The following is a 23789-nucleotide window of genomic DNA, read 5'->3' on the forward strand; positions in this document are numbered from 1 at the left end:
TTCCATGTAAAAATAATAAATATAGAGAAGGATGATTTACCTTATTGAGGACAGAGCAGAAACGGATTCTGGTCATATTGTCTCCAATAAGAAGACGCATTAGAAAAATGGCATGGACAAGGAAGCAAAATGGATACGCAATCTACTGAGCCGAAACAAGCTCAATCAAATCTCTATGCATGGTATGTGGTATTACTGTGCATGTTGGCTTATATCTTCTCATTTATTGATCGGCAAATACTGGCGCTGATGATCGAGCCAATTAAGGCTGATCTCGGGCTTTCAGATACTCAATTCAGTTTATTACACGGTTTAGCCTTTTCTCTGTTTTATGCCTTTATGGGTCTACCCTTGGCATATCTGGCAGATCGTTTCTCCCGTCCGAAAATTATTGCCATCGGGGTGGTCTTTTGGAGTATTGCAACGGCATTTTGTGGGCTAAGTAAAAACTTTCTGCAACTATTTTTGAGTCGTATGGGCGTTGGTGTCGGTGAGGCCGCTTTGTCTCCAGCAGCCTATTCAATGTTTAGCGATATGTTTAGCAAGGATAAGCTTGGACGCGCTGTCGCCGTTTATTCGATTGGCTCTTTTGTCGGTGGCGGGATTGCTTTTCTGGTCGGTGGCTATGTGATTGGCTTGCTCAAAAATATGGATACCATCATGGTACCTGTTTTTGGTGCGCTTAAGGCATGGCAAGCGGCATTTATTATAGTTGGTTTGCCTGGTGTCTTTATCGGTTTACTGGTGTTGTTGACGGTGAGAGAGCCGCAACGTAAAGGTCAGCGCCTAAATGCGCAGGGGCAAGTAGAAAAAACCAGTATGAAGGATGCATTCAAGTTTATTAAAAAGCATGGTCGTACCTTCAAATGTCACTATTTAGGTTTTACTTTTTATGCAATGGCCTTGTATTGCCTGATCAGCTGGTCACCTGCGTTCTATATGCGCAAGTTTGGTCTCACGCCGACTGAAGCGGGCTATATGTTGGGCAGCGTGTTATTGGTGGCGAATATCTTAGGTGTATTTTGTGCCGGTTGGCTGAACGACTGGTTTATTCAAAAAGGTCGTAAAGATGCACCGATGATTACTGGCGTGATTGGGATTGTGGGTTTGATCATTCCGATGATGGTGTTTACGCAAGTGAATGAGTTATGGTTATCCGTGGTGTTCTTAGTGCCTGCAATGTTTTTTGCTTCATTCCCGATGCCGATTTCAACGACTGCTATGCAAATGTTGGCACCGAATCAGTTACGCGCACAAATCTCAGCGGTGTTTTTATTGATCAGTAATCTGGTTGCGGTTGGGATTGGGACGACATTGGTGGCTTTGATTACCGATAAAGTTTTTGAGAATCCACTCATGGTCGGGATGTCCCTGTCGATCGTGGGTACGATTTCCTGTGTATTGGCCTTTATCTTATTGAAAAAAGGCTGTCAGGCATTTAGTGACAGTATGCAGCAGGAACATGGATCTTGATTTGATGTTGCACTGAGGATGTCGCAGGCCCATTCTTCGTAATGGGCTTTGTGCTTTGTCCGTGGAATCTTTAGCAAGGGAGTGAAGTGATGCAATCATCTTTTAAGCTGGATCATTTGCATTATCTGGATGAATTTTTATTATTTAAATCTGATGATTATCAAACCATTAAAGATCAAATCAGCTATTACCTATGCCCGCATCGTTTTGATGTCGAAGTACGAGAACCTCTAAATACGCGTTTGAATGGCTTTAGCTTTGGTAATGGCGCGCTGTACGATCTGAAATATAGTGCGCCAGTCATGATTAACATTGAGGATAGTGCTGACTTTTATTTATTTAGAATCACGCTGGAAGGACAATGTGAGCTCAAATTTGATCGGCAGCAGATCGTGCAATCTGCAGGAATCATGTCGGTCACCCATCCGCATACCCGACAGCAGATCATCACCAATCAGCATTGCCGTAATATTATTTTAAAATTGGCGCAACAGGATATCGAAACTCAATTATTCAACATGTTGGGATGTCGTAGCCAAGAACCATTACGCTTTAATTCCTCTTTGTCCTGTAGTTTAGAAGGGATCGATGCGATTATTGAAACACTGAATTATCTGTGTCATGCCTATTATAATATTCGCAACTGGAGCTTTATTTCAGCCAGTTTTAGCCAGTATTTGATCGAGCTGATTTTGCTTAAAATCCCGAATAATTATACCGAACGGTTGAATGCTCAACGGCAACAACTGCTGCCAAGCTATATGAAAAGAGCACAGCAATACATTCAGGAACATGTACAACTGACCATTTCATTAGCTGATTTAAGCCAGTATTGCGATGTGTCGATACGAACCTTGCAAAAAGGTTTTAGTCAGTATTTACAGCAAAGCCCAGTGGAATATATCCGTGAGCAGCGCTTGGAACGGGTGCATTTGGCTTTACAACAAGCACCATCTCATGAAACTGTCACCGATATTTTACTGGATCATGGCATCCAAAGTTTTGGGCATTTTTCCAGCCTATATAAAAAACGTTATGGCTGCTTGCCTTCGCATACTTTAAAAAAAGATGCCGTGCCAGTTCTTCAAATGCGTGCGTAAATGGAATATTCACTGCGCATTTGGATAAGCCATTAAGCTGTGGTCGTTCTATGCTGAATGACAAATCAATCAGCAGGAGCGCACATGAAAATTACAGTACTCGGTGGCGGACACGGATGTTATGCAGCAGCGGTAGAGATGGCAGAAAAAGGCCACGATGTAGTGTTATGGCGTCGTGACCATGAAGCCTTGCAACAGTTGGCTGCTACAGGTGAGCTTAAAATCAAAGATTATCAGGGTGAGCGCATAGTGAGTGTTGGCTTTGAAAACAGCCAGATTAATCTCTCGAATTATTTAGAAAAAGCCATTCGGCATGCCCAGTTGATTATTATTCCTTTACCCGCAACCACGCATCTGGATTTGGCTCAGCAGGCCGCGCCTTTCTTTCAAGCGGGTCAGGTGGTGTATTTACCGCCTGCAACCTTCGGTAGCTTTGTCTTTGCCAAAGCCATGCGCGAAGCAGGTAACACAGCTCAAGTGGCTTTTGCCGAAACAGGCACACTGCCTTATCTGGTGCGTAAGCATGGGGTCAATCAGATCGTGATAAGTGGCTATGCGACCCGTTTACCAACGGGGGTATTCCCAAGCAGCTTGTCCGAGCATGCATTTCAAATTTTAAAACAGGCGTATCCAAGTGTCGAGCCGATTGAGGACAGTTTAAGTGGTGCATTAATGAATGCGGGACCGATTATTCATCCACCGTTGATTTTGATGAATGCGGGACCACTCGAACATTTTGAGGCCTGGGATATTCATAATGAAGGGACACAACCATCGATTCGCCGTGTCACCAATCAGCTTGACGCAGAGCGTATGCGTGTAAGGGAAGCATTGGGCTATGCTGCACCGCATTTTCCATTGGCTGATCACTACAATAAAGACGGTGAGGGTGATGAATGGATGTATGGCCGTGGAGCACATGGCAAATTAACCGATAGTGGAGACTGGCGTGAGGATATCGACTTACAGACCCATCGTTATATGTTGGAAGATACGCGTCTAGGATTATCCTTTCTGGTTTCGGTCGGGCGTTGGGCAGGTGTCGCGACACCTGTGGCAGAAGGGCTACTGAATATTGCTTCTGCGGTGACAGGCAAGGATTTGTATCAGGACGGACGGACGTTTGAGAACCTAGGGCTTGCCGATAAAAGCAAGGCTGAGTTGCAAGTGACTTTGCAGCAAGGAGTCTAAGATGAATCCAATTCAACAAGTTACGGTACTGGGTGCTGGTCGTATGGGTAAAGCCATTGCGCTTGCCTTTGCCTATGCTGGGTTAAACGTGGCTTTAGTCGATACCCGACAACGCAAGGAGGCTGAGTTTGAGCAATATCAGGCTCAGGTCCAAACCGACTTCAAACAAGAATTGCAATTGCTGGAAAGTATCCAGTTTATTCAATCTGAACAAAGCATCTTTATTCTGGATCAGATTAAGATTTTAAGTCGTGCGGCTTCAATATCAGTCTTAGCACACTGTGATCTGGTTATGGAAGCTGTACCTGAGCTCAGGCAAGCCAAAGAAGATATTTTTACTTGGCTTGATCAATATATTACACCGACTTGTATTGTTGCATCGACAACATCGACCTTTCTGGTCACTGATATTGCGCAGATGATTTCTCATCCAGAACGGGCGGTGAATGCGCATTGGCTCAATCCAGCCTATCTGATTCCGCTGGTTGAGTTAAGTCGTTCTGAGCAAACTTCAGATGAGGCAGTAAATACCTTGAAAAGCTTCTTACAGGCAATTGGCAAAGTTCCTGTGGTGTGTCATGCCAAAGCGGGTTATATCGTGCCACGGATTCAGGCCTTGGCAATGAATGAAGCGGCACGGATGGTAGAAGAAGGTGTGGCTTCCGCAGAAGATATTGATATCGCGATTCGGACTGGGTTTGGTTTACGTTTTTCGGTGTTGGGCTTGCTGGAATTTATTGACTGGGGTGGTGGCGATATTTTGTATTACGCTTCACAATATTTACAAAAGGAGCTAGGTGAACGTTATCGCACGCCTGAAATTATTGCCGAGAATATGCGACAGCAACGCAATGGCTTACGCGAGCAGCAGGGTTTTTATAATTATCAGCAGATCGATATTGCTGCTTATAAACAACGGGTTTTACAGACATTTTCAGATCGGATTACCGCAAATCAGCTTAAACCGCCGTTTAATATTTTAAATCAGTAATCAGCTTGGTCCACACTTTTGCCCATCTCTGCATAGACATGGGCTTTTGTCGTTGCTTTAGCTTGAGGGCATTAAATCAAACAGCTTTTTTAATTGACCATTCAACTGATGCAGTTCAGCATCATCAAAGGCATTCAGAATCCCAGATAGGGTGACTTGACTGATCTGGTTAATTTGTTCAACCATTTCTTTACCTTTCTCGGTCAGTTTCACCATGGAGATACGTTCATCCGATTCGGATGAAAACACCTGCACAATATCATCTTCAACTAAGCGATAAACGGCTTTGGTTGCCGTGGTTAGCTTGAGGGTAGAGAGGTTGGCAATCTCGGTAATACTGGCTTGTTCAAGCGCATTGGTGCTTAAAATAATTTTACGACGTGTATTGTCGATACCTAGTTTTTTAATTGATTTTTCAATAAGTTGTGTGTATTTACCATTCACTTGAGAGATCCAGAAAAAAGGATAGCTCTGTAAGCTGCTCGGTTCATTGTTGGGTAGAAATTGTTCTAAATGAGTAAGCATAGCCAAGTCATTACTTTTATAAAAATGGACATTCAGCATTATACAAAAATTAGAAACATTTTCTTTGTTCTTAATCATGAAAAATACTTGACAATTACATTACTTTTTCCGATATTTGTGATAAGTATAAAAATACATGGAAAAGTGAATGAATATTATTGTACAAGAGGTACAAAAAGGAGCAGGTGCTTTGAAAGTCATGGTGAAAGATTCCATTGATATTCAAGGTATACAGACCATGGCAGGCAGCAAAGCCTTAATGCGCAGCCAACCTGCAAGTACAAACGCAGAAGTGGTAAACCGTATTCTCGCAGCGGATTGCCAAATTACAGCAAAGACCAATCTGCATGAACTGGCGTTTGGGATCACAGGGATTAACCATCACTTTGGTACGGCACTTAATCCAAAATATCCTGAATTGATTCCGGGTGGATCATCTAGCGGTTCTGCGGCTGCGGTTGCAGCTGGTCTGGCAGATTTCACCTTAGGCACCGATACAGGCGGTTCGATTCGTATGCCCGCAGCATGTTGTGGGGTTTACGGTTTAAAACCGACCTTTGGCCGTGTCAGCCGTGCAGGTGTACATCCAGCAACAAGTTCATTGGATTGCGTTGGCCCTTTTGCAAATTCAGTCAAGATGATTGAAACCGCAATGCAAATCATTGATCCCACTTTCCATCAACATACTGAATTGACTCAGGTACCGAAACTGGCATGGCTCAATGTCGTTGCTGATTCAGTCGTCATTGAGACGATCCAGCAATATCTGACCCAAGCCAATCTGACAGTATCAGATGTGACTTTGAAAGGCTTTGAAGCTGCTTTTAATGCAGGGATGCAGATCATCAATTATGAAAATTGGCAAGCCTACGGTGAGTTGACTCAAACAGGCTTGCTGGGTGCTGACGTCAATGCTCGTTTACTCAAAGCAGCCGACACCACATTGGCCCAAGTCAAACAGGCGGAGCAGGTGAAAGCTGATTTTACCGCCGAGCTTGATGCCTTACTGACTCAATACGATGCCTTGATCTTACCGACCTTACCACAGCTTCCACCTAAAGTTGCTGATGCTGAAAATACCGTAGCTTTTTTAAACCTCAAGGGATTGGTTCGACCTTTTAATCTTTCTGGACACCCTGCGATTTCAATCCCACTGCAAACCAGTGAAGGATTACCTGTGGGCTTACAAATCGTGGCGAAACACAATGCCGATGAATATTTATGTGCTGTTGCGAAATATATCGTGAGTGCAGCGCAATAACCGAAAAGGAATGAGGGAATGAATAACTTATCGATAAAGGAATTTGTCATGGACACAACTACAACGGAATTAGAGCGCTTGTGTCAAGAAATTCGTGAACGTGCCTGCACAGGGGAGTTCGATAATCAGGCCTATGTCAGTCAGGACATCATCGACAAACTAAAACAGATTGGTGTTTACCGTGCTTTGGTTCCAAAACGTTTTGGCGGAAATGAATGGTCTCCAAAACAGTTTTGTGAATTGATCGAACAACTCTCCAAAGCTGATGGCTCAGTTGGTTGGGTCGCAAGTTTTGGTATGAGTCCTGCCTATTTGGGCAGTTTGCCAGAAGCAACGCTTGAGCAGTTGTATAAAGATAGCCCTGATATTGTGTTTGCAGGTGGTATTTTCCCTCCACAACCCGCCGAGATTACCGATGCAGGCGTGGTGGTGAGTGGACGTTGGAAATTTTCCAGTGGCTGTATGGGCGCGGATATTGTCGGGGTCGGGATTTCGCCACAAAAAGACAACGAAGCCCAAGGTCTACCGCGCATGGCAGTGATGCCAGCCAATAAAGCTCAAATCGATATGACGTGGGACACGGTCGGTCTAAAAGGTACAGGCAGCCATGATTTGGTGGTAAAAGATGTGCTGGTTGCGAAGGAATGGACTTTTGTTCGTGGTGAACCGTCCAAGTTACCTGAGCCATTTTTTAAATATCCATCTTTATCTTTAGCCACTCAGGTCTTAACCGTGGTGGGGATTGGTGTTGCTGCCGCAGCGATCGAAGAATTTCAAAAACTGGCACCGGGCAAGTCTTCAATTACTGGTGGTGCGGAAATTGCCAGCCGACCTGTAACCCAATATGAATTTGCCCAAGTCGAAGCAGAGTTTAAGGCTGCACGTGTGTGGTTCTACGACACCATGCAGATTGTCTGGAATGAAGTGCTTGCAGGGCGTACGCCAACTGCAGAACAAATCAGTGACATGCGTTTGTCTTGTACCCATGTGGCACGTGTGTGTGCCCGTGTCACCCGCAAAATACAGATGCTGGCAGGGATGACCGCGATTTATACCCACAATCCATTTAGCCGCTTTGTGAATGACACCAATGTGGTGACGCAGCATGCCTTTATGGGAGATGCCACTTTACAGAATGCAGGTTTGGTCAGCTTCGGCATGAAGCCAGCACCTGGCTATTTATAAGCTTAATTTTATCAACCCGTGTGGCAACAAGGATGAGTGACATGAATGCGCCAATGGATATAACGGAACTGTTACAACGCCTGCAACAGCTTGAAGCCCAAAATGCGATCCGTAACTGCATTAACCGTTATATGGAAATTTGTGATGCCTTGAATGCCGATACCGACCTGAATGAATTGATGGATTTATTTGATCAGGACAGCATTTGGGAAGGCATAGGCGAAAAATATGCCGAGTCTTTTGGTCGCTATGCGTCATGGCAAGCCATTTATGACATGTTCAAAAGCTATACCCAAAAGCAGTCGCATTTTGTTATGAATGCGCATTTTGTCAGTTCAGAGCAAATGTATATCGAAGCGGATCAAGCCAATGCCAACTGGTTGATGTTGCAAACCTCAACCTTCCATGATGGTCGTAGCCATTTAAATGCCGCCAAACTCACGGTGCAGTTTAAACAGCAACACGATGGACGTTGGAAGATCAAACATTTTCAGACTGAAAATATTTTCAGTCGTCCTGTATCTCACTGGGACAGCACAGCCGCATTGCCAGTGCCGTCTCAGCAATAACCAATGGATAGACCGAAAAGGATAGTGGATATGAACAGTATTATTCCAATGCAGAATATTGAAATGGATTACAACGAGTTAGTTCAAAGTGATCGTGCCCATACCTCATTGTATAAGGACGAAAAAATCTTTGAAGATGAGATGGAAAAGATTTATTACAGCACTTGGGTGTGGGTAGCACATGCCAGCGAAATTCCAGATGGTGGTAGCTATAAGACCATCAATATTGGTAAGCAACCTGTGGTAGTGGTGCGGGATCGTAAGAAAAAAGTCCATGTACTGCTGAATCGTTGTCGTCATCGTGCTGCAACAGTGTGTGAACATAAAAAAGGTAAAACCAACAGTTTTGTTTGTCCATACCATGGATGGAGCTATGCGCTAGACGGTTCTTTACGTGGTGTACCTTCACCTGAAAGCTATGGCGAATGTTTAGATAAATCTGAGTTTCCATTGATTAGCCTGCGCGTTGAAGAATACAACGGCATGATTTTCGCGACATTTAAACAGGATATTGAACCTTTAGAAGATTTCTTGGGTGCTGCGAAAAAATGGATCGACTTGTTTATGAAACAAGGGGCTGGTTATCCAATCAAGGTCTTGGGTGAACATCGTTTCCGTTTTCCAGGTAACTGGAAAATCCAATTGGAAAATACGACCGATGCTTACCACTTTCCATTGGTGCACAAGTCATTTTTAAGTTCAGTCGATGAAAAAACCGAAGAACTGTTTAACTTTGAAAATCAGCCGGGTTATGTCGAAGACCTCGGTAATGGTCACAGTGTCATGGTGATGATTCCTGAACTGGTTGATCTGGATGAAGAATTAATGGAGCGTCCAATTCAGGAACGTTTTGAAGACTTGGCTCAAGCCTTGCGTGATGAAGGACATGAAGAACTGGAAGTGCGCCGTATTGTGCGTGCAGTGGGTGGTTCTGGATTTAACCTGAACCTGTTCCCGAACATTGCCTGCTCAATGGCGTTCTTCCGCGTGATGCAACCGATTTCTGTCAATGAAACAGAGATTCATCATTCCGTCATTACCATGGATGGCGGTCCACAAATTGCCAACCAGTATCGTTTACGTCTGCACGAACATTTCCAAGGTCCATTTGGCTTTGGTACGCCAGATGATTCGGAAGCATGGGAGCGTGTACAGCATGGTGCCAATGCGGGGAATGACCTGTGGATCATGCTGAATCGTGGCTTGTCAGGCGAAGTTAAAACTGAAGATGGCTTAAAGAGTGATGTCAGTGCTGAAACAGGGATGCGCGCTGCTTATCAGCAGTGGAAAAAGATGATGACGGCTTAAGGAGAGCGCCATGAAAATCGATTTAAATTTACTGAATGAAGTGACCGCTTTTATCTGGGCAGAAGCCGATATGCTGGACCATTCTGAGCATGATACTTGGTTGGACCTTTGGAATGAAAAAGGTGTGTATATCATCCCGATCGATCCAAAACTGACCGATTATGAAAATAATTTGAACTATGCCTATGACGACCATCATATGCGTAAGTTACGAGTACAGCGTCTGGAAAATGGTGAAGCGATTTCAACTGCACCTAAAGCCAATACCGTGCGTAGTGTTTCGCGTATCCGCATCGTCAAAGATCAAGAGGGCGAAATCATTTTGCGTTGTGCACAAAACCTGCGTGAATTCCGTAAAGAAAGCCTCAAACATTACACCGCTGATGTGACCTTCCATTTGGTTCGTGATGTGGAACAAGGCTTTAAGATCAATCGTAAAATTATCAACTTAGTTAACTCAACCGATACCTTGGCGGGTATCAGCTATATTCTCTAGGAGCGAAAAAATGAAACAGGTTGTTTTAGTCACAGGTGCCGCTTCGGGTCTAGGGAATGTCATTGCTGAGTATTTTGCAACACAGGGACATCAAGTAATTGTATCTGCCAGTACTTTAGAAAAGGCTGAGCAGGCTAAAGCTCGTAGCCCGTATGCAGAAAATATGTTTGCCTTAAAACTGGATATTTCAGTTGAAGCCGATTTCCATGCCGCAGTGCAATGGATTCAGCAGAAATTTTCGAAGCTGGATGTGCTGATTAACAATGCCACCATGACCAAGGCAACCCCAGTTTTAGAGATTAGCGCGGCGGATTTTGACATGATCACGCAAGTGAATCAGCGTGGCACGTTCCAGTCATGCCAGATCATTGGCAAATTTATGGCCGATCAAGGCTATGGCCGTATCGTCAATATGGCGTCTTTGGCTGGACAAAATGGTGGGACTGCGACGGGTGCACATTATGCCTCTACTAAAGGCGCAATCATTACCTTGACCAAAATCTTTGCCAAAGAGTTTGCCGCCAAAGGAGTGACCGTGAATGCAATTGCCCCAGGACCGATGGAGTCACCGATTGTGCATAGCGTGGTCTCAGACGAGAAAATGGCGCAGTTTATTCAAAATATCCCCGTTAAAGCTTTGGGCAGCATGGAATTTATTGCCGAAACCTGTGCGCTATTGGCCAGTCCAAGTGCTGCCTTTGTAACTGGGGCAACATGGGATATTAACGGTGGATTATTTATGCGTTAAGCCTTAGGCGAGATGCATATCAGGGAGAGAAATCATGACGATACTGTATAACGTGGTGGTAAAAAACCGTCATGTCGAAGGTGGGAATGTTGCAGTCATGGAGTTTGAATCTGCAAATTCGACCGTATTACCCAAAATTGAAGCAGGTGCGCATATTGATGTGCACCTTCCGAATGGCATGGTGCGTCAGTACTCATTGTGCCAGAACCCGAATGATGTCGGTAAGTTTCGACTCGGCATTCTACGTGATCCCGAATCACGTGGTGGTTCAGTATCGGCTTTTGATGATTTAAAAGATGGCATGCAGATTCAGGTCAGTGAACCGAAGAACCTGTTTCCTTTAGTGAAATCTAAACATGCGGTACTGGTGGGTGGGGGGATCGGGATTACCCCACTGATTACGATGGCTTATCAGTTGGCACAGGAAGGTACTTCTTTTGAACTGCATTACTGCGGCGCAAGCCCAGAACGCTGTGCTTTTGTCGATGAAATTAAACATGGCGTCTTGGCGCCTTTCACGACCTTTCATTTTAAATCGGAAGGAGCGAGCCACCGTGAGTTTTTTCAATCCGCCATTCAAGACATTGATCAAGATAGCCATATCTATACCTGTGGTCCGAATGGATTTATGGATTGGGTGATCAATTTAGCCCTGACACAGAATTTCCCTGAACAGCAGATTCATAAGGAATACTTTCAGGTTGAGGTTGAAACAGGCGGCGATGCATTTGAAGTTGTGGCACAGCAAAGCGGCAAGATTATTATGGTCAATGCAGAAGAAACCATTTTGCATGCCTTGGCGCGTGAAGGCATCGAGATAGAAATGTCATGTGAACAAGGCGTTTGCGGAACCTGTATGTGTGATGTGATCGAAGGAGAACCTGATCATCGTGACGTGTATTTTACCGATGAAGAAAAGGCCAGTAATGAACAGATTCTGGTGTGCTGCTCACGTTCTAAGTCAGCACGATTGGTACTGGATATTTAAGCGATTTAATCAGGATAAATCGCTATCCAATATCGGCCAGAAACAGGATAAAAGATTCAGGAGAGAATAATGAATTCACTAAAATCAATGGATGAAATCACAATAGATCCAATGCAGTTCAGACGTGCTTTGGGCAATTTTGCCACAGGTGTCACCATTGTGACTGCGCAAAATGAACAGGGTGAAAAGGTAGGCGTGACTGCCAATAGTTTTAATTCAGTGTCGCTAGATCCACCGCTGATTTTATGGAGTATTGATAAGAACTCATCCAGTTTTCCTGTGTTTGAGCAAGCCACTCATTTTGCAGTGAATATTTTATCGGGCTCGCAGATTGAATTATCGAATAAATTTTCACGTCGCAATATCGATAAGTATGAAGGCACCAGTTATCAGACGGGTTCGGGTCAAGCGCCCATTTTAGACCATTGTTCTGCGGTATTTGAATGTGAACGCCATGAGATTATTGAAGGTGGAGATCACTGGATTATTATTGGTAAAGTGGTGCGTTTCCGTGATGAAGGGCGTAGTCCATTGGTCTATCACCAAGGTGCTTATTCGGGTGTGATTCCACATCCGTTATTACAGTTAAAAGACTCAGTGGAAGCTGAAGATATCGGTGAAATGCATCAAGGGCATTTATATAGCAATGTCTGTTATTTGATGAGTCGGGCTTTTAAATTCTATCAAACTGATTATATTCCCAAGCAGCTAGTGACAGGATTCCGCACCAGTGAAGCACGTTTATTATTGGTACTGGGCAGTGGTACTGCGTCGAATAAAGCAGATTTGCCTCGTGATATTGCTATGCCGATGCGTGAAGTGGAGCAGGCAGCGACCATTCTGAAAAAAGATGGTTTGCTGATTGAGAGTGATGGCTTTTTCAAACTCACCGAAAAAGGTAAGAAAACTGCGCATTATCTATTTGATATCGCCGATAGCCATCAAAATGAGGTGTTTGAAAAATATTCTGATGAGCAAAAGGAGACCTTTATCACCATGCTGAGAGACTTTGCTGGTGTAGCATAAGCGGAGTGAAGCTGATAAATTGAGTTCCATTTATCAGCTTTGGACCGAGCTGATTCTAATCAAAAAAGAATTCCAAGGATGAGGAATTTTTGGCACGCAACTTGTTTATTGATCAAACATGATTGCATACAAGCCAAAACAGAGCACCAGCGCTAAAGAACAAACTTTAGCAATTGTGCAGCACAGGGGAGCGAAGGGATGAATCAATATGTGAGTGATGCACTGTTAATGTGGACACATCATATCAAGAATGTGTGCGGCAATTTTGAAACAGATTTTGATGGCACACGGAATTTATTTATTGGTGAAGTGCAATGTTTTTTACTGGGTGATACCGAGATTGCCTTTATTAAAAATAATGCCAATAAAATCGTCCGAAAGGCGGATGAAATCGATCGGGTCAATAATCGTTTCTGTTTTTTGATTTTGCAGAATTCGGGCAAGATGTTGCTGCAATATAAAAATGAAACTTTGACCTTAAATGAGGGTGATATTGTCTTGGTTGATCCCGTCGAAACCATTTCGATGTTTCCACAAGGTTTAGTCAGTCAAATTTCAGTGCATCTGTCACGGGAAAAGTTGCTGAAAGAGAATATTAGTTCTGAATATTTTGGTAAGTTGATCACCCAAAATATGAGTGGTTTTTTGCTTAAGAATATTTTGAAAAATATGTCGCCTGAAAATATCAAGCTTTGGTATGCATCGGAAGATGGCAATGCCTTTGAAGATGCGTTGATTGCTCTCATCAAACCAACCATTAATTATAAAAATATCAATAATAATCAGAATCATCTTTTGGAAAAAGCAGAGCGCTATATTATTGAAAATCTGACAAAACCTGATCTCTCTCCCAAGTTGATTGCCGCACATATCGGGGTATCGTTACGGCATTTGTATCGATTATTTGTGCAAGAAAATTTATCGATTAATAAATACATACAGATCAAACGACTCGAGAAGGTCAAAACAGATCTGCTGGATAAAAGAAACAAGCAGAGTTCGATCACTCAAATCGCGCTGAAATGGGGCTTTTGGGATGGTGCTCATTTTTCAAAGATCTTCAAAAAAACCTATGGCATCTCTCCGAAAGAATTTAGAGAAACGATGTTGGCTTAAACATTTTAGATGTCATTTTTAGACAAGTTCCGCGTCATTCTTGGACAAGCTAGACCCATGTAACTGTGTTGAAATTAAACCAATAAGGGAAGATTAAAGCGCTTCAATCGACTTGGAATATGAAGTTGATTTTAGCCGCTACACACAGAGCAAAGAGCATTTTAACGATCTGATACAGATCGCTCAGGGATAGATGAAAAAGGATCAACGTGATGCGTAAACAAAGATTATTCAAAGAGATACAAAAAATACTGGCGTTTAACCTATCCATCGCTGCGAGTTTGTGTGGTGTTCATAGCACGGCTTATGCGCATGGTGAGGCTGCCGAATTGGTGCCACTGTACCAAAACATGACTGAACAGGGTGCCAAAGTGGTCAAAGATGACTTCACGAATAGCTATACCATCTCCAAAGGTTCTATTGTGGTCAGAGCCAAACCCAATTCAGATCAGGTCTTGGTGAATGGAAAACCCTTAAAGCTGAGTGTTCCAGTATTAATCAAAGACGGTAAACCTGTTATTGGGAAAGATTTTTTCAATGAGGTGTTTCAGTCGGGTTTAGATCAAACCTTTAAAATTGAAAATACCTTTCATCCGCTCAATAGCTTAAATACAGATGAAATTAAAAAGACCTTTGACGTCATTAATCGCTCAAAGTATGCCTATAAAAATATGCGTTTTGCCGAGCTGAAGCTGAAAGAGCCAGAAAAGGCCAAAGTCTGGGATTTCTTTATCAATCATAAAGAATATCAAGATGATCGGGTGGCATCTTTCATTTTATTGAAAGGCAATCAGGCAATTGAAGGCGAAGTGAACCTGACGACGCAACAGGTTAGCAAATGGAATGTATTAAAAGACACGCATGGCATGGTGTTACTGGACAACTTTGAGACCGTACAGCGTGTGATTGAGGCCAGCAAAGAATATCAGGACGCTTTGCGTAAACGTGGTATCACCGATGTGAAGAAAGTGATTACCAATCCATTAACGGTGGGCTATTTTGGTGGGAAAGATGGCTTGGATAAACAGCTTAACGTCTTAAAAGTGGTGTCTTATCTGGATACGGGAGACGGTAACTATTGGGCGCATCCGATTGAAAACCTTGTCGCAGTAGTGGATTTAGACAAAGAAAAAATTATTAAAATTGAAGAAGGAGCAATGATTCCTGTACCGATGACAGACCGTCCTTACGCCACCAAGAATACCCAGCCACCGAAAATCAAACCGCTGAATATCAGTGAACCTGAAGGCAAGAACTTTACCATTACAGGACAAACCGTACATTGGGGGAATTGGTGTTTCCATGTCGCACTAGACTCTCGTGTTGGCCTGCAACTTTCAACCGTGACCTATAAAGATAAAGGTGTAAAACGCAAGGTCATGTATGAAGGTAATCTGGGCGGCATGGTGGTTCCTTATGGCGACCCAGATATGGGCTGGTACTTTAAATCTTATCTGGATTCAGGCGAGTATGGCATGGGAACCCTAACCTCAAATATTCAACTGGGTACCGATGCACCAGAAAATGCGGTGTTACTGGATGCCGTCATTGCCGACTATAAGGGCCAGCCGCAGATTATTCCGAATGCCATCGCCATTTTTGAGCGTTATGCAGGACCTGAGTATAAACACCAAGAAATTTTTGGTGATCAGGATGCTAGCGAAGCACGCCGTGAACTTGTGGTGCGCTGGATTAGTACGGTGGGTAACTACGATTATATGTTTGACTGGGTCTTTGCTCAAAATGGTGTGATTGGGATTAATGCAGGTGCGACAGGGATTGAAGCGGTGAAAGGCGTTAAAGCACGAACTATGCATGACAGTACCGCCAAAGAAGACACCAAATATGGCACCTTGATTGACCATAATATTGTCGGAACCACGCATCAACATATCTATAACTTCCGCTTAGATATGGATGTAGATGGAGAAAATAATAGCTTTATGCATATGGACCCTGTGGTGAAGGCCAATGACCGAGGTGGTGTTCGTACAAGTTCGATGCAAATTGACAGTAAAGTGATTAGCAATGAGCAAAACGCGGCTGAAAAATTTGATCCATCGACTATTCGTTTACTCACCAATTTCAACAAGGAAAATAAATTAGGCAATCCCGTTTCTTACCAATTGATTCCGTTTGCGGGCGGAACTCACCCAGTGGCGAAGGGTGCTAATTTTGCCCCGGATGAATGGCTATTTAAACGCCTTAACTTTATGGATAAACAAATTTGGGTGACACAATACAATCCAGATGAACGCTATCCAGAAGGGAAATATTCGAATCGTTCAACTCATGACACAGGTTTAGGTCAGTTTATTCAGAACAATGAAAATATTGAAAATAAAGACCTTGTGGTCTGGATGACCACAGGAACCACCCATGTGGCACGCGCTGAAGAATGGCCAATCATGCCGACGGAATGGGTTTATACCTTGATCAAACCTTGGAATTTCTTTGACAACACCCCAACGTTGAACTTGGGTGATGAACAGGAACATGCCCAACACGAGCATCACTAACAACGCAGATCAAGTTATATGGGTAATCCAAGATTACCCAAAACTGAGCGTTAAGTAGATAGCTGACAAAAAAGGAATTTTGTATGAAAACTTTAGTTTCTCAAGTCGTGAGAGGGACGCTGTTTGTCTCATGTTTTTCCACTGCATATGCAGGTGAGCTTGAAATTAAACCGATTTTTGAAGCCACTTTTGGTGCTTTTAGCAGTGCTAAAAGCTATAACGGTGAAAACATCGATGACCAACGGATCAATTGGCAAGAAGGCCACCTTAAATATGGTGCCAAAGGGCAACAAACATTTCAAAACCATCAGCTCTATGCCAGTTTAAGCGGAATCAGCTCAGCGACATGGGGCGATGGTGATGCTGGTCAAAATAGCAATGGTCAAGAACATAAAACCGATGTGAATGAATGGGTGATTGGTTTTAAAGATGGTACCCATAAAGATGAATTGACGACCTACAATTTCAGTATCGGTCGGCAAAATATCATGATCGGTGATGGTTTTTTTGTTGCGGGTGATGCCTTAAATCTGGGTAAAGCACCTGCGGATGGGGCACTCGATCGAGGTGGGGCCTATTATCTGGCAGCACGACGCAGCTTTGATTTTAGTAGCCTGCTTCAATACAAACCGCAACAGGATACAACGCTAAAACTGGCGTATTTAAAGTCGAATAACAAAGCACAATTTTCATCAGAACTGTTTGTGACGGATCTGATCTATCAACTTAAAGATAAAGGCATCGGCTTTACTTATTTAAATGTCTTGGACCTTGATGATGCCGAACACATTTCAGGACGTCAGGATCTTAAGAATTATGCCTTACGCTTGAACTATCAAGCCTTAGCTGAACTGCAACTGAAGTCTGAATGGGTCGTTCAGGATAAACAGGACAGCACGGAAAATGCGGGCTATCTGGGACTGAACTATAACTTCTTATCTACAAAATATACGCCGTCCCTAGGTTATCGTTTCAGCCATTTTTCCGATCAGTACGACCCCATGTTTTACGGCAATACGGTTGGATTTGGAACATGGTTTCAGGGAGAAGTCGCTGGAAACTATGCAGGGCCCTTCAATAAAAATGCCGATATTCACCAAGTTTCTTACAGTATTAATTTAAAAGAAAATTTTATGCTGGGTGCATTGGCTTATAAGTTTCAAACCGTAAATAAGTCATTTGCAAATGTGGATGGGCATGAGCTGGATGTGTTTTCAGTCTGGTCAGTCAATAACAATCTCACCGTTATTCCGCTGATCGGACTATATAAGCCAAAGCATGATATCCACAGTGGTGGCACTCAAAATTATGATGACAAAACCAATTTATATGCCCAGTTGATTCTGCAATACATCTATTAAATCAGTGCGAAGCAGACCGTATTTATTGGCGGTGCATTCATAGAAATAAAATGAGGGTGAAATCAGATGAATACACAATATGACTATATCGTGATTGGTGCTGGCTCGGCAGGCTGTGTTGTTGCAGCACGACTATTAGAAGCCAAGGCTGGGCGTGTTCTCGTTCTAGAGGCAGGAAGTCGAGATAGCAGTATGTTTCATACCATACCTGCAACCGTGATTAAAGTATTCCAGCAGAAATCATGGCAATACATGACCGTCCCACAAAAGTATTGTAATCAGCGAGAGATGATCCTTGCACAAGGCAAAGTGTTGGGAGGTGGAAGCTCGGTCAACGGGATGATCTATTGTCGAGGTCAACGTCAGGATTATGATTTATGGGCCTCGGAATGGGGATGTAATCAGTGGTCTTATCAACATGTACTGCCTTTTTTTAAAAAGGCAGAAAAAAATGAAAGTCTTGCTGATGAATATCACGGACAAGATGGCATTTTACCTGTCAGTGAAAACCGTTATCGGCATCCTTTGACGCTTGCTTGTATTAAAGCAGGTCAGCAAATGGGGATGAATTACGTCAATGATATGAATGGTTGGGATCAGGCGGGTGTAGGGTTTTATCAAACGACTACTCAAAACGGTTCTCGGGCGAGTACCTCAAAAACTTATTTAAAGTCAGTCGAAAACCACCCAGACCTTACAGTGATTACGTATGCTTTAGTCCATAAAATTGAAACTCAAGGTGATCAGGTGACTGGGGTGACTTATAGTGTTGGCGGAAAATCCCCCATTACTGTACAGGCTCAAAAAGAAGTCATTCTGAGTGCTGGTGCAATTGGCAGTCCTAAGGTTTTATTACTTTCGGGAATTGGTCCAAAACAGCATTTAGATGAACTCGGAATAGAATGTATACGTGACTTACCTGTAGGTGAGAATTTTCACGACCATTTGCATATGTCGGTTAATGCGACAGTAACAACCAATAATAGTTTGCTCGGTGAAGACCAAGGTTTAACTGCGGTACGACACTTTTTACAGTGGTGTTTTACACGTTCAGGATTGTTAACCACCAACATTCTAGAAGGTGGTGGTTTTATTGACACCAATAACAATGGTCGACCAGATGTGCAGTTCCATTTCCTGCCTGTCCTGGATAATTTTGATAATACCCCCGGTGAAAAAGGCACAGCTCAAGCACATGGACTGACCATTAAAGTCGGACATATCCAGCCAAAAGCGCGAGGCACTCTACGTTTAAGCAGTAAAGATCCGAATGCAATGCCGATCATTGATCCGAACTATTTAGGTCACCAAGACGATATTGAGGCCAATATCCGTGCGGTACAGGCTGGGCTGCGCTTATTACAACAACCTGCCTTAAAAGCCATTGTCCAAGACATTATTGAGCCTGCAAATATTGATCCTGAGAATGTTGCCGCGATTGATGCATGGATGCGCCAGAACATTAAAACGGTTTATCACCCTGCGGGCAGTTGCAAAATGGGCAATACACCAAAAGATTCAGTCACAGACCAGACGCTTAAAGTACATGGCTTCCAAAATTTACGCGTCATTGACTGTTCGATTTGCCCACAAGTTCCAAGCGGAAATACCAACGCAATTGCCATCATGATTGGTGAACGCGGTGCAGACTTTATTTTGAATCAAGTCGCTTAGTTGCTGTCATAACAAAATTTTAGAAATGAAAAGAGGAAAAGAAAATGAGTGAAGTTCAGATTTTACAAAGCGTACAGCAATTTATGGCACGTCAACATGGGCATTTTATTGATGGAAAACTAGTTGCTGCTGAGCTTTTAGATAAAGTGGATATTGTAAATCCATCGACTGAACAAGTGGTTGCTCAAATTAGTATTGGTAGTCAACACGATGTCGAAAATGCGGTGAAAAGTGCGGAACATGCTTTTCAAAATGCTTGGGCTGAAACTACGCCCTATGAACGCGGCGTTAAACTGAACAAGCTCGCAGATTTAATTGAGCAACATGGTGAAGAACTTGCACAGCTAGAGTCGTTGTCTACTGGAAAACTCATTAATATTTCCCGCCATCTTGAAGTCGCACAATCTGTTATTTTCTTAAGATATTTTGCGGGTTGGGCAACCAAAATTAATGGTCAAACCATGCAACCTTCTATTCCTTCTATGCAAGGTGAAAAATATACGGCCTTTACTTTAAGACAACCGATTGGTGTGGTTGCAGGGATTGTGCCTTGGAATTTTTCACTGATGATTGGTGTCTGGAAAATTGGTTCAGCGTTAACAACTGGTTGCAGCATTGTGCTTAAACCAAGTGAGTTTGCCAGCTTATCTTTATTACGTTTAGCTGAACTTGCCATTGAAGCAGGGATTCCAGCGGGTGTGATTAATGTGGTGACTGGTAAGGGCGATACAGGACAATATTTAATTGAGTCTCCGCTGGTTAAGAAAGTCTCATTTACAGGTTCAGTGCCGACAGGCATTGCCATTGGTAAGCTCGCGATGAGCAGCGATTTAACCCGTGTCAGTCTGGAGTTAGGCGGAAAAAATGCCATTGCTATTTTGGCAGATGCAAATATTGATGAGATTTTGCCGACTTTATTGCAAGCAACTTTTGTGCATCAAGGGCAAGTTTGTGCATCACCAGAGCGGTTTTTTGTACACCGTACAAAATATGATGAACTGGTCGAGAAACTCTCTAAAGCACTCTCTAGTTTCAAAATTGGATCGGCTATGGATGAGGGAAGTATGTTTGGTCCACTCTCTAATCAGCCACATTTTCATAAAGTAAAATATTATTTAGATATGGCAAAAGCCAACAATCAAATTATTGTAGGGGGAGAGGCTTTAGATCAGACGGGATATTTTGTACAGCCGACTTTAATTTCCTTCAAAAATACCGATGATCCTTTATTTTCAGAAGAAACTTTTGGACCAGTGGTCGGAGTAATGCCATTCGAAACTGATGAAGAACTTATTCAACTGATGAATCAGTCGCGTTTTGGTTTAACTGCAAGTATTTGGACCAATGACTTATCTAAAGCTTTGCGGTTAATTCCGAAGATTGAAGCAGGAACCTTATGGGTCAATATGCATACATTCTTAGATCCATCCGTTCCATTTGGCGGGGTGAAAGCTTCAGGAGTTGGCAGAGAATTTTCGGATGCATTTATTGAAGATTACACCGAATTAAAATCGGTGATGATTCGCTATTAAGTCAATAAAGAGGTTTGTTATTTGAGACATAACAAACCTCAGTCTTTAAAATTAAAATTGGGCTAAAAAGTTAGTAAGTTAAAGTAATGCTTTGTTGAGTTGCTTGGTCGATTTCCTTTTGACTCACTGCATCCTCTTTACATTTATAACTTTCAAATAAAGGAAGCTGATCTGCAAAATGGGCATCAGTTTTTCCATTTTGATTGATAAAGCCACTTTGTCCTGGGGCTAAAATCGAACACATGCTGACTTGATTTGGATTTAACACCACTCTAAACGTAGCACTTCCTGTATTTCCATAAGTACTAAGCTGTTGTTCATGTGATGGATCAGCCCATGGAATACCGACTGAATTTTTGCTGGAAAAGCCCATGGTCGCCACTGGAATTTTCCAGTCATTCGAGTCAGTAGAGTGATACTGTTTTGAAAGTTCAGCCAGTGCGTTTTCTAAAGCTTTTAATACAACCTCATCCGCTGTTTGTCCTTTTAAGAAATCAATATTTTGTGGAACACTTGCCTGTTTACCTTGAAGAGCATTCCAGATTAATTTTGAGGCGCTGGCTGGCTGGGCACTACGTGGATCATTATTGACTGGATAAAGCGTATCGGTATAACGCTGATAAATACTTTCTGATAAGTTCGGTTTTAATACCAAGATAATTATCTGATTCAGCCATGCACGCATAATCGCTGGCGCTGCACCCTGATAATATTTCCCTTCACGATCTGGGCGTAATTTTAGATCCCATTCTGCCAATAGCAGTGCGACTTTTTTAGTTTGGGCCGAGGCTTTATCACTTTGTGCGGCTTTGATCATAGAGGGAATAAAATAGCGTGCATTCAGATCCGACCAAGCACCTGTTTTATTGATGTCCCAAATCTCTTGCTGGCTTAACTTTAGTTTGCTTTCCAAAGGTTCGATCAGTTCATTGACACGATCAACATATGAGAAATTCGAAGAGTCAGAACGTAACCCTGCATACGCTTTATTGTTCCAACTGCTGATATAACCTTTTTCAGGATTATATTGTTTTGGATTCTGCGAGAAATCGTAGAAACCTTGCCATTCCATTGAACCATCGCCAAGTGCAGGAAGTTGAATATGCTGGTTTTCAGGGCGAATCGGTAAACGTCCTAAAGCAGCGACCCCGATATTATTCTTGGTATCGGCATAGAACCAAGTAATAGAGGCTGCGACACGTTTGGCTTGAGCAAGGAACTCTTCCCAATTGCTGGCCTTGGCTGCATTGGCCCAGCCTAACAAGGTTTCAATTTCTACACCTTCCCAGCTACGTTTTTGAGCATAGGCGGTGTGATTTTTTTCATCCCATGTGCTGACAAAGCCTTGTTTGCTCTTATAAACATCTAAAATATGGTCCGCCTGATTTTTCACTTTTATTTTTACTTGCTTGTGTTCAAATGGAATATAAGCACCTTTGTATAAATATTCTTTTGAATTACTTGGGTTTAGAGTGAGTTGGTAAACATCGTTAGTATCGAGTGAGCCTACCGTAGAACCCCATGCGATTTTGCCATTGGTGCCAAATAAAATTGCAGGTAAACCGACAGGGGTAATACCTGTTAGGTCATAGCCAGCGCCGTGCAGGCCAATTGCATAGGTGATGGCAGGGGTATACCAGCCTTGTTGGGGGCCATTATATAAAACAGTCTGGCCCTCAATGGTCTTATCTCCCTTTACTACCCAAGCATTACTGGCAGTGGGTACGCCATCGACCACGCTTTTACCCAGTGCAATACGTGCTTGTGCCAAATATTTTTCTGCTGCCTGATTGGAGATGGGCAACATCTTTTTTGAGATCGCTTGTTGTCGTGCTGAAAGTTGTGCTGCTTGTTCGGACTGAATAATTGTTGGCGCTTTTGGATCATCTAACCAACGTAATTGTTGATAGACTTTCAGACCTTCTGTTTGGCCTTTTTCTTTTTGTAGTTGGGTGAGCAAGTCTAAGTTTGAAACTTCTAAACTTGCTGAAAAGAAGCGATTGAGAATGAGGCCGACCCAAACCATTGCTATGTCTTCTGTTTCCCAGCTTGAGGGTTTAAATCCATAATCAACAAATTCTTTTGGCATGAGTGCTGGATTGGCTAAAACTTCTTTGATGCGTTTATTGAAACCTGCCGCATAACCCTCAAAAATTGCACGGTCTTTAGGAGAGAGTCGCGCAATTTGTTGTCTGATATTTTCTGGATCAAAACGACTATGTGTTGCAATGTCATACTGTAAATAGTCTGGTCCCAGCACTTCGGCGACCGTACCTTGGCCTGTACGTTTTGACATCTCCATTTGAAATAAGCGATCTGTTGCCACTGCATACCCATAGCCATAAAAAAGACCAAAAGTATCCTTGGCATAAACATGTGGTGTTCCATAGTGATCACGCTTAATTGTGATTTGCTTTTGTGCCGAGATAGAGTCGGCCTGTGTTGAGGAGTGACAGCCGATCACAAAAAATAAACAACTAAACATACCAGACTTGAGTAACAGTCGAGTAGGGAAAGGTGGGTAGTTCGAACTTTGATTTTTCAATTGAAATATCCTTGTTTCATTATTTTTGAAAAGAGCGTACTTTTTAAAAGCCTGCTGAATAAAGAATCAGTAAATATTGTGCTGATTCTTTATTTAAAATTATTGTTATTTATCTCTGTAATTTTCCACTATTTACTGGGTATATCTTTATACCTTTTAAATGAGTGAATTGGTTCTAATA

The 23789-nt window shown here is 42.8% G+C and carries 19 protein-coding genes; 17 read left to right on the top strand and 2 right to left on the bottom strand.

Features of this window, described 5'->3' with window-relative positions; genetic code table 11:
* Positions 1–129 precede the first annotated feature (129 nt).
* From MN869_RS07065 to MN869_RS07080, 4 genes are all read left to right on the top strand, one after another.
* On the top strand, positions 130–1473 hold the full coding sequence (locus tag MN869_RS07065; RefSeq protein WP_004805385.1) for an MFS transporter: 1344 nt from the start codon (positions 130–132) through the stop codon (positions 1471–1473).
* Between the two features lie 89 nt (positions 1474–1562).
* Positions 1563–2573, top strand: coding sequence for an AraC family transcriptional regulator (locus tag MN869_RS07070; RefSeq protein WP_033133199.1), 1011 nt, complete (start codon positions 1563–1565; stop codon positions 2571–2573).
* 84 nt (positions 2574–2657) lie between these two features.
* A complete protein-coding gene (locus MN869_RS07075) occupies positions 2658–3764 on the top strand; it encodes an NAD/NADP-dependent octopine/nopaline dehydrogenase family protein (protein ID WP_033133198.1) in 1107 nt (368 codons plus the stop codon).
* A 1-nt stretch (position 3765) separates the two neighbouring features.
* Positions 3766–4755 (top strand): 3-hydroxybutyryl-CoA dehydrogenase, encoded by a 990-nt coding sequence (locus tag MN869_RS07080; RefSeq protein ID WP_033133197.1) that lies wholly within the window; start codon positions 3766–3768, stop codon positions 4753–4755.
* A 57-nt stretch (positions 4756–4812) separates the two neighbouring features.
* Here the strand turns inward: MN869_RS07080 and MN869_RS07085 are convergent, their stop codons facing one another.
* Entirely contained in the window at positions 4813–5280 is a 468-nt protein-coding gene (locus MN869_RS07085; protein WP_033133204.1) for a MarR family transcriptional regulator, read from the bottom strand.
* Positions 5281–5428: 148 nt separating this feature from the next.
* On the opposite strand from MN869_RS07085, the gene MN869_RS07090 reads away from it, so the two are divergent.
* The 13 genes from MN869_RS07090 to MN869_RS07150 all read left to right on the top strand — a co-directional run bounded on the left by MN869_RS07090 (position 5429) and on the right by MN869_RS07150 (position 21063).
* Positions 5429–6541, top strand: a complete 1113-nt coding sequence (locus tag MN869_RS07090; protein ID WP_243307014.1) for an amidase — start codon at positions 5429–5431, stop codon at positions 6539–6541.
* 18 nt (positions 6542–6559) lie between these two features.
* On the top strand, positions 6560–7726 hold the full coding sequence (locus MN869_RS07095) for an acyl-CoA dehydrogenase family protein (protein ID WP_033133195.1): 1167 nt from the start codon (positions 6560–6562) through the stop codon (positions 7724–7726).
* Between the two features lie 41 nt (positions 7727–7767).
* Entirely contained in the window at positions 7768–8295 is a 528-nt protein-coding gene (locus MN869_RS07100) for a nuclear transport factor 2 family protein (protein WP_005321701.1), read from the top strand.
* A 30-nt stretch (positions 8296–8325) separates the two neighbouring features.
* A complete protein-coding gene (locus tag MN869_RS07105; protein WP_033133194.1) occupies positions 8326–9603 on the top strand; it encodes an aromatic ring-hydroxylating dioxygenase subunit alpha in 1278 nt (425 codons plus the stop codon).
* A 10-nt stretch (positions 9604–9613) separates the two neighbouring features.
* On the top strand, positions 9614–10099 hold the full coding sequence (locus tag MN869_RS07110; protein WP_033133193.1) for an aromatic-ring-hydroxylating dioxygenase subunit beta: 486 nt from the start codon (positions 9614–9616) through the stop codon (positions 10097–10099).
* 10 nt (positions 10100–10109) lie between these two features.
* The gene (locus MN869_RS07115; protein WP_033133192.1) at positions 10110–10847 is read left to right on the top strand and encodes an SDR family NAD(P)-dependent oxidoreductase; all 738 of its coding nucleotides are present in this window, start codon (positions 10110–10112) and stop codon (positions 10845–10847) included.
* A 34-nt stretch (positions 10848–10881) separates the two neighbouring features.
* Positions 10882–11835, top strand: a complete 954-nt coding sequence (locus MN869_RS07120) for a PDR/VanB family oxidoreductase (protein WP_033133191.1) — start codon at positions 10882–10884, stop codon at positions 11833–11835.
* 66 nt (positions 11836–11901) lie between these two features.
* Entirely contained in the window at positions 11902–12861 is a 960-nt protein-coding gene (locus MN869_RS07125; protein ID WP_171248647.1) for a p-hydroxyphenylacetate 3-hydroxylase reductase component, read from the top strand.
* Between the two features lie 198 nt (positions 12862–13059).
* A complete protein-coding gene (gene feaR, locus MN869_RS07130; RefSeq protein ID WP_005205201.1) occupies positions 13060–13977 on the top strand; it encodes a transcriptional regulator FeaR in 918 nt (305 codons plus the stop codon).
* 203 nt (positions 13978–14180) lie between these two features.
* Positions 14181–16496, top strand: coding sequence for a primary-amine oxidase (tynA, locus tag MN869_RS07135; RefSeq protein ID WP_162180571.1), 2316 nt, complete (start codon positions 14181–14183; stop codon positions 16494–16496).
* A gap of 83 nt (positions 16497–16579) precedes the next feature.
* Entirely contained in the window at positions 16580–17857 is a 1278-nt protein-coding gene (locus MN869_RS07140; RefSeq protein WP_033133188.1) for a hypothetical protein, read from the top strand.
* Positions 17858–17923: 66 nt separating this feature from the next.
* The gene (locus MN869_RS07145) at positions 17924–19531 is read left to right on the top strand and encodes a GMC family oxidoreductase N-terminal domain-containing protein (protein ID WP_033133187.1); all 1608 of its coding nucleotides are present in this window, start codon (positions 17924–17926) and stop codon (positions 19529–19531) included.
* A gap of 44 nt (positions 19532–19575) precedes the next feature.
* Positions 19576–21063, top strand: a complete 1488-nt coding sequence (locus MN869_RS07150; protein ID WP_033133186.1) for an NAD-dependent phenylacetaldehyde dehydrogenase — start codon at positions 19576–19578, stop codon at positions 21061–21063.
* 70 nt (positions 21064–21133) lie between these two features.
* On the opposite strand, the gene MN869_RS07155 is transcribed toward MN869_RS07150, so the two are convergent.
* Positions 21134–23548 carry a penicillin acylase family protein gene (locus tag MN869_RS07155; protein WP_050511449.1) on the bottom strand — a complete coding sequence of 805 codons (2415 nt, stop codon included), beginning with the start codon at positions 23546–23548 and terminating at the stop codon, positions 21134–21136.
* Positions 23549–23789: the final 241 nt, after the last annotated feature.

Source organism: Acinetobacter sp. NIPH1876, from assembly GCF_022808535.1.
GTDB classification, from domain to species: Bacteria; Pseudomonadota; Gammaproteobacteria; order Pseudomonadales; family Moraxellaceae; genus Acinetobacter; species Acinetobacter higginsii.

Coding starts and splice junctions, on each gene's coding strand:
- MN869_RS07065 (WP_004805385.1), top strand. CDS start 130: ATGGATACGCAATCTACTGAGCCGAAACAAGCTCAATCAAATCTCTAT.
- MN869_RS07070 (WP_033133199.1), top strand. CDS start 1,563: ATGCAATCATCTTTTAAGCTGGATCATTTGCATTATCTGGATGAATTT.
- MN869_RS07075 (WP_033133198.1), top strand. CDS start 2,658: ATGAAAATTACAGTACTCGGTGGCGGACACGGATGTTATGCAGCAGCG.
- MN869_RS07080 (WP_033133197.1), top strand. CDS start 3,766: ATGAATCCAATTCAACAAGTTACGGTACTGGGTGCTGGTCGTATGGGT.
- MN869_RS07085 (WP_033133204.1), bottom strand. CDS start 5,280: ATGCTTACTCATTTAGAACAATTTCTACCCAACAATGAACCGAGCAGC.
- MN869_RS07090 (WP_243307014.1), top strand. CDS start 5,429: ATGAATATTATTGTACAAGAGGTACAAAAAGGAGCAGGTGCTTTGAAA.
- MN869_RS07095 (WP_033133195.1), top strand. CDS start 6,560: ATGAATAACTTATCGATAAAGGAATTTGTCATGGACACAACTACAACG.
- MN869_RS07100 (WP_005321701.1), top strand. CDS start 7,768: ATGAATGCGCCAATGGATATAACGGAACTGTTACAACGCCTGCAACAG.
- MN869_RS07105 (WP_033133194.1), top strand. CDS start 8,326: ATGAACAGTATTATTCCAATGCAGAATATTGAAATGGATTACAACGAG.
- MN869_RS07110 (WP_033133193.1), top strand. CDS start 9,614: ATGAAAATCGATTTAAATTTACTGAATGAAGTGACCGCTTTTATCTGG.
- MN869_RS07115 (WP_033133192.1), top strand. CDS start 10,110: ATGAAACAGGTTGTTTTAGTCACAGGTGCCGCTTCGGGTCTAGGGAAT.
- MN869_RS07120 (WP_033133191.1), top strand. CDS start 10,882: ATGACGATACTGTATAACGTGGTGGTAAAAAACCGTCATGTCGAAGGT.
- feaR (WP_005205201.1), top strand. CDS start 13,060: ATGAATCAATATGTGAGTGATGCACTGTTAATGTGGACACATCATATC.
- MN869_RS07140 (WP_033133188.1), top strand. CDS start 16,580: ATGAAAACTTTAGTTTCTCAAGTCGTGAGAGGGACGCTGTTTGTCTCA.
- MN869_RS07145 (WP_033133187.1), top strand. CDS start 17,924: ATGAATACACAATATGACTATATCGTGATTGGTGCTGGCTCGGCAGGC.
- MN869_RS07150 (WP_033133186.1), top strand. CDS start 19,576: ATGAGTGAAGTTCAGATTTTACAAAGCGTACAGCAATTTATGGCACGT.
- MN869_RS07155 (WP_050511449.1), bottom strand. CDS start 23,548: ATGTTTAGTTGTTTATTTTTTGTGATCGGCTGTCACTCCTCAACACAG.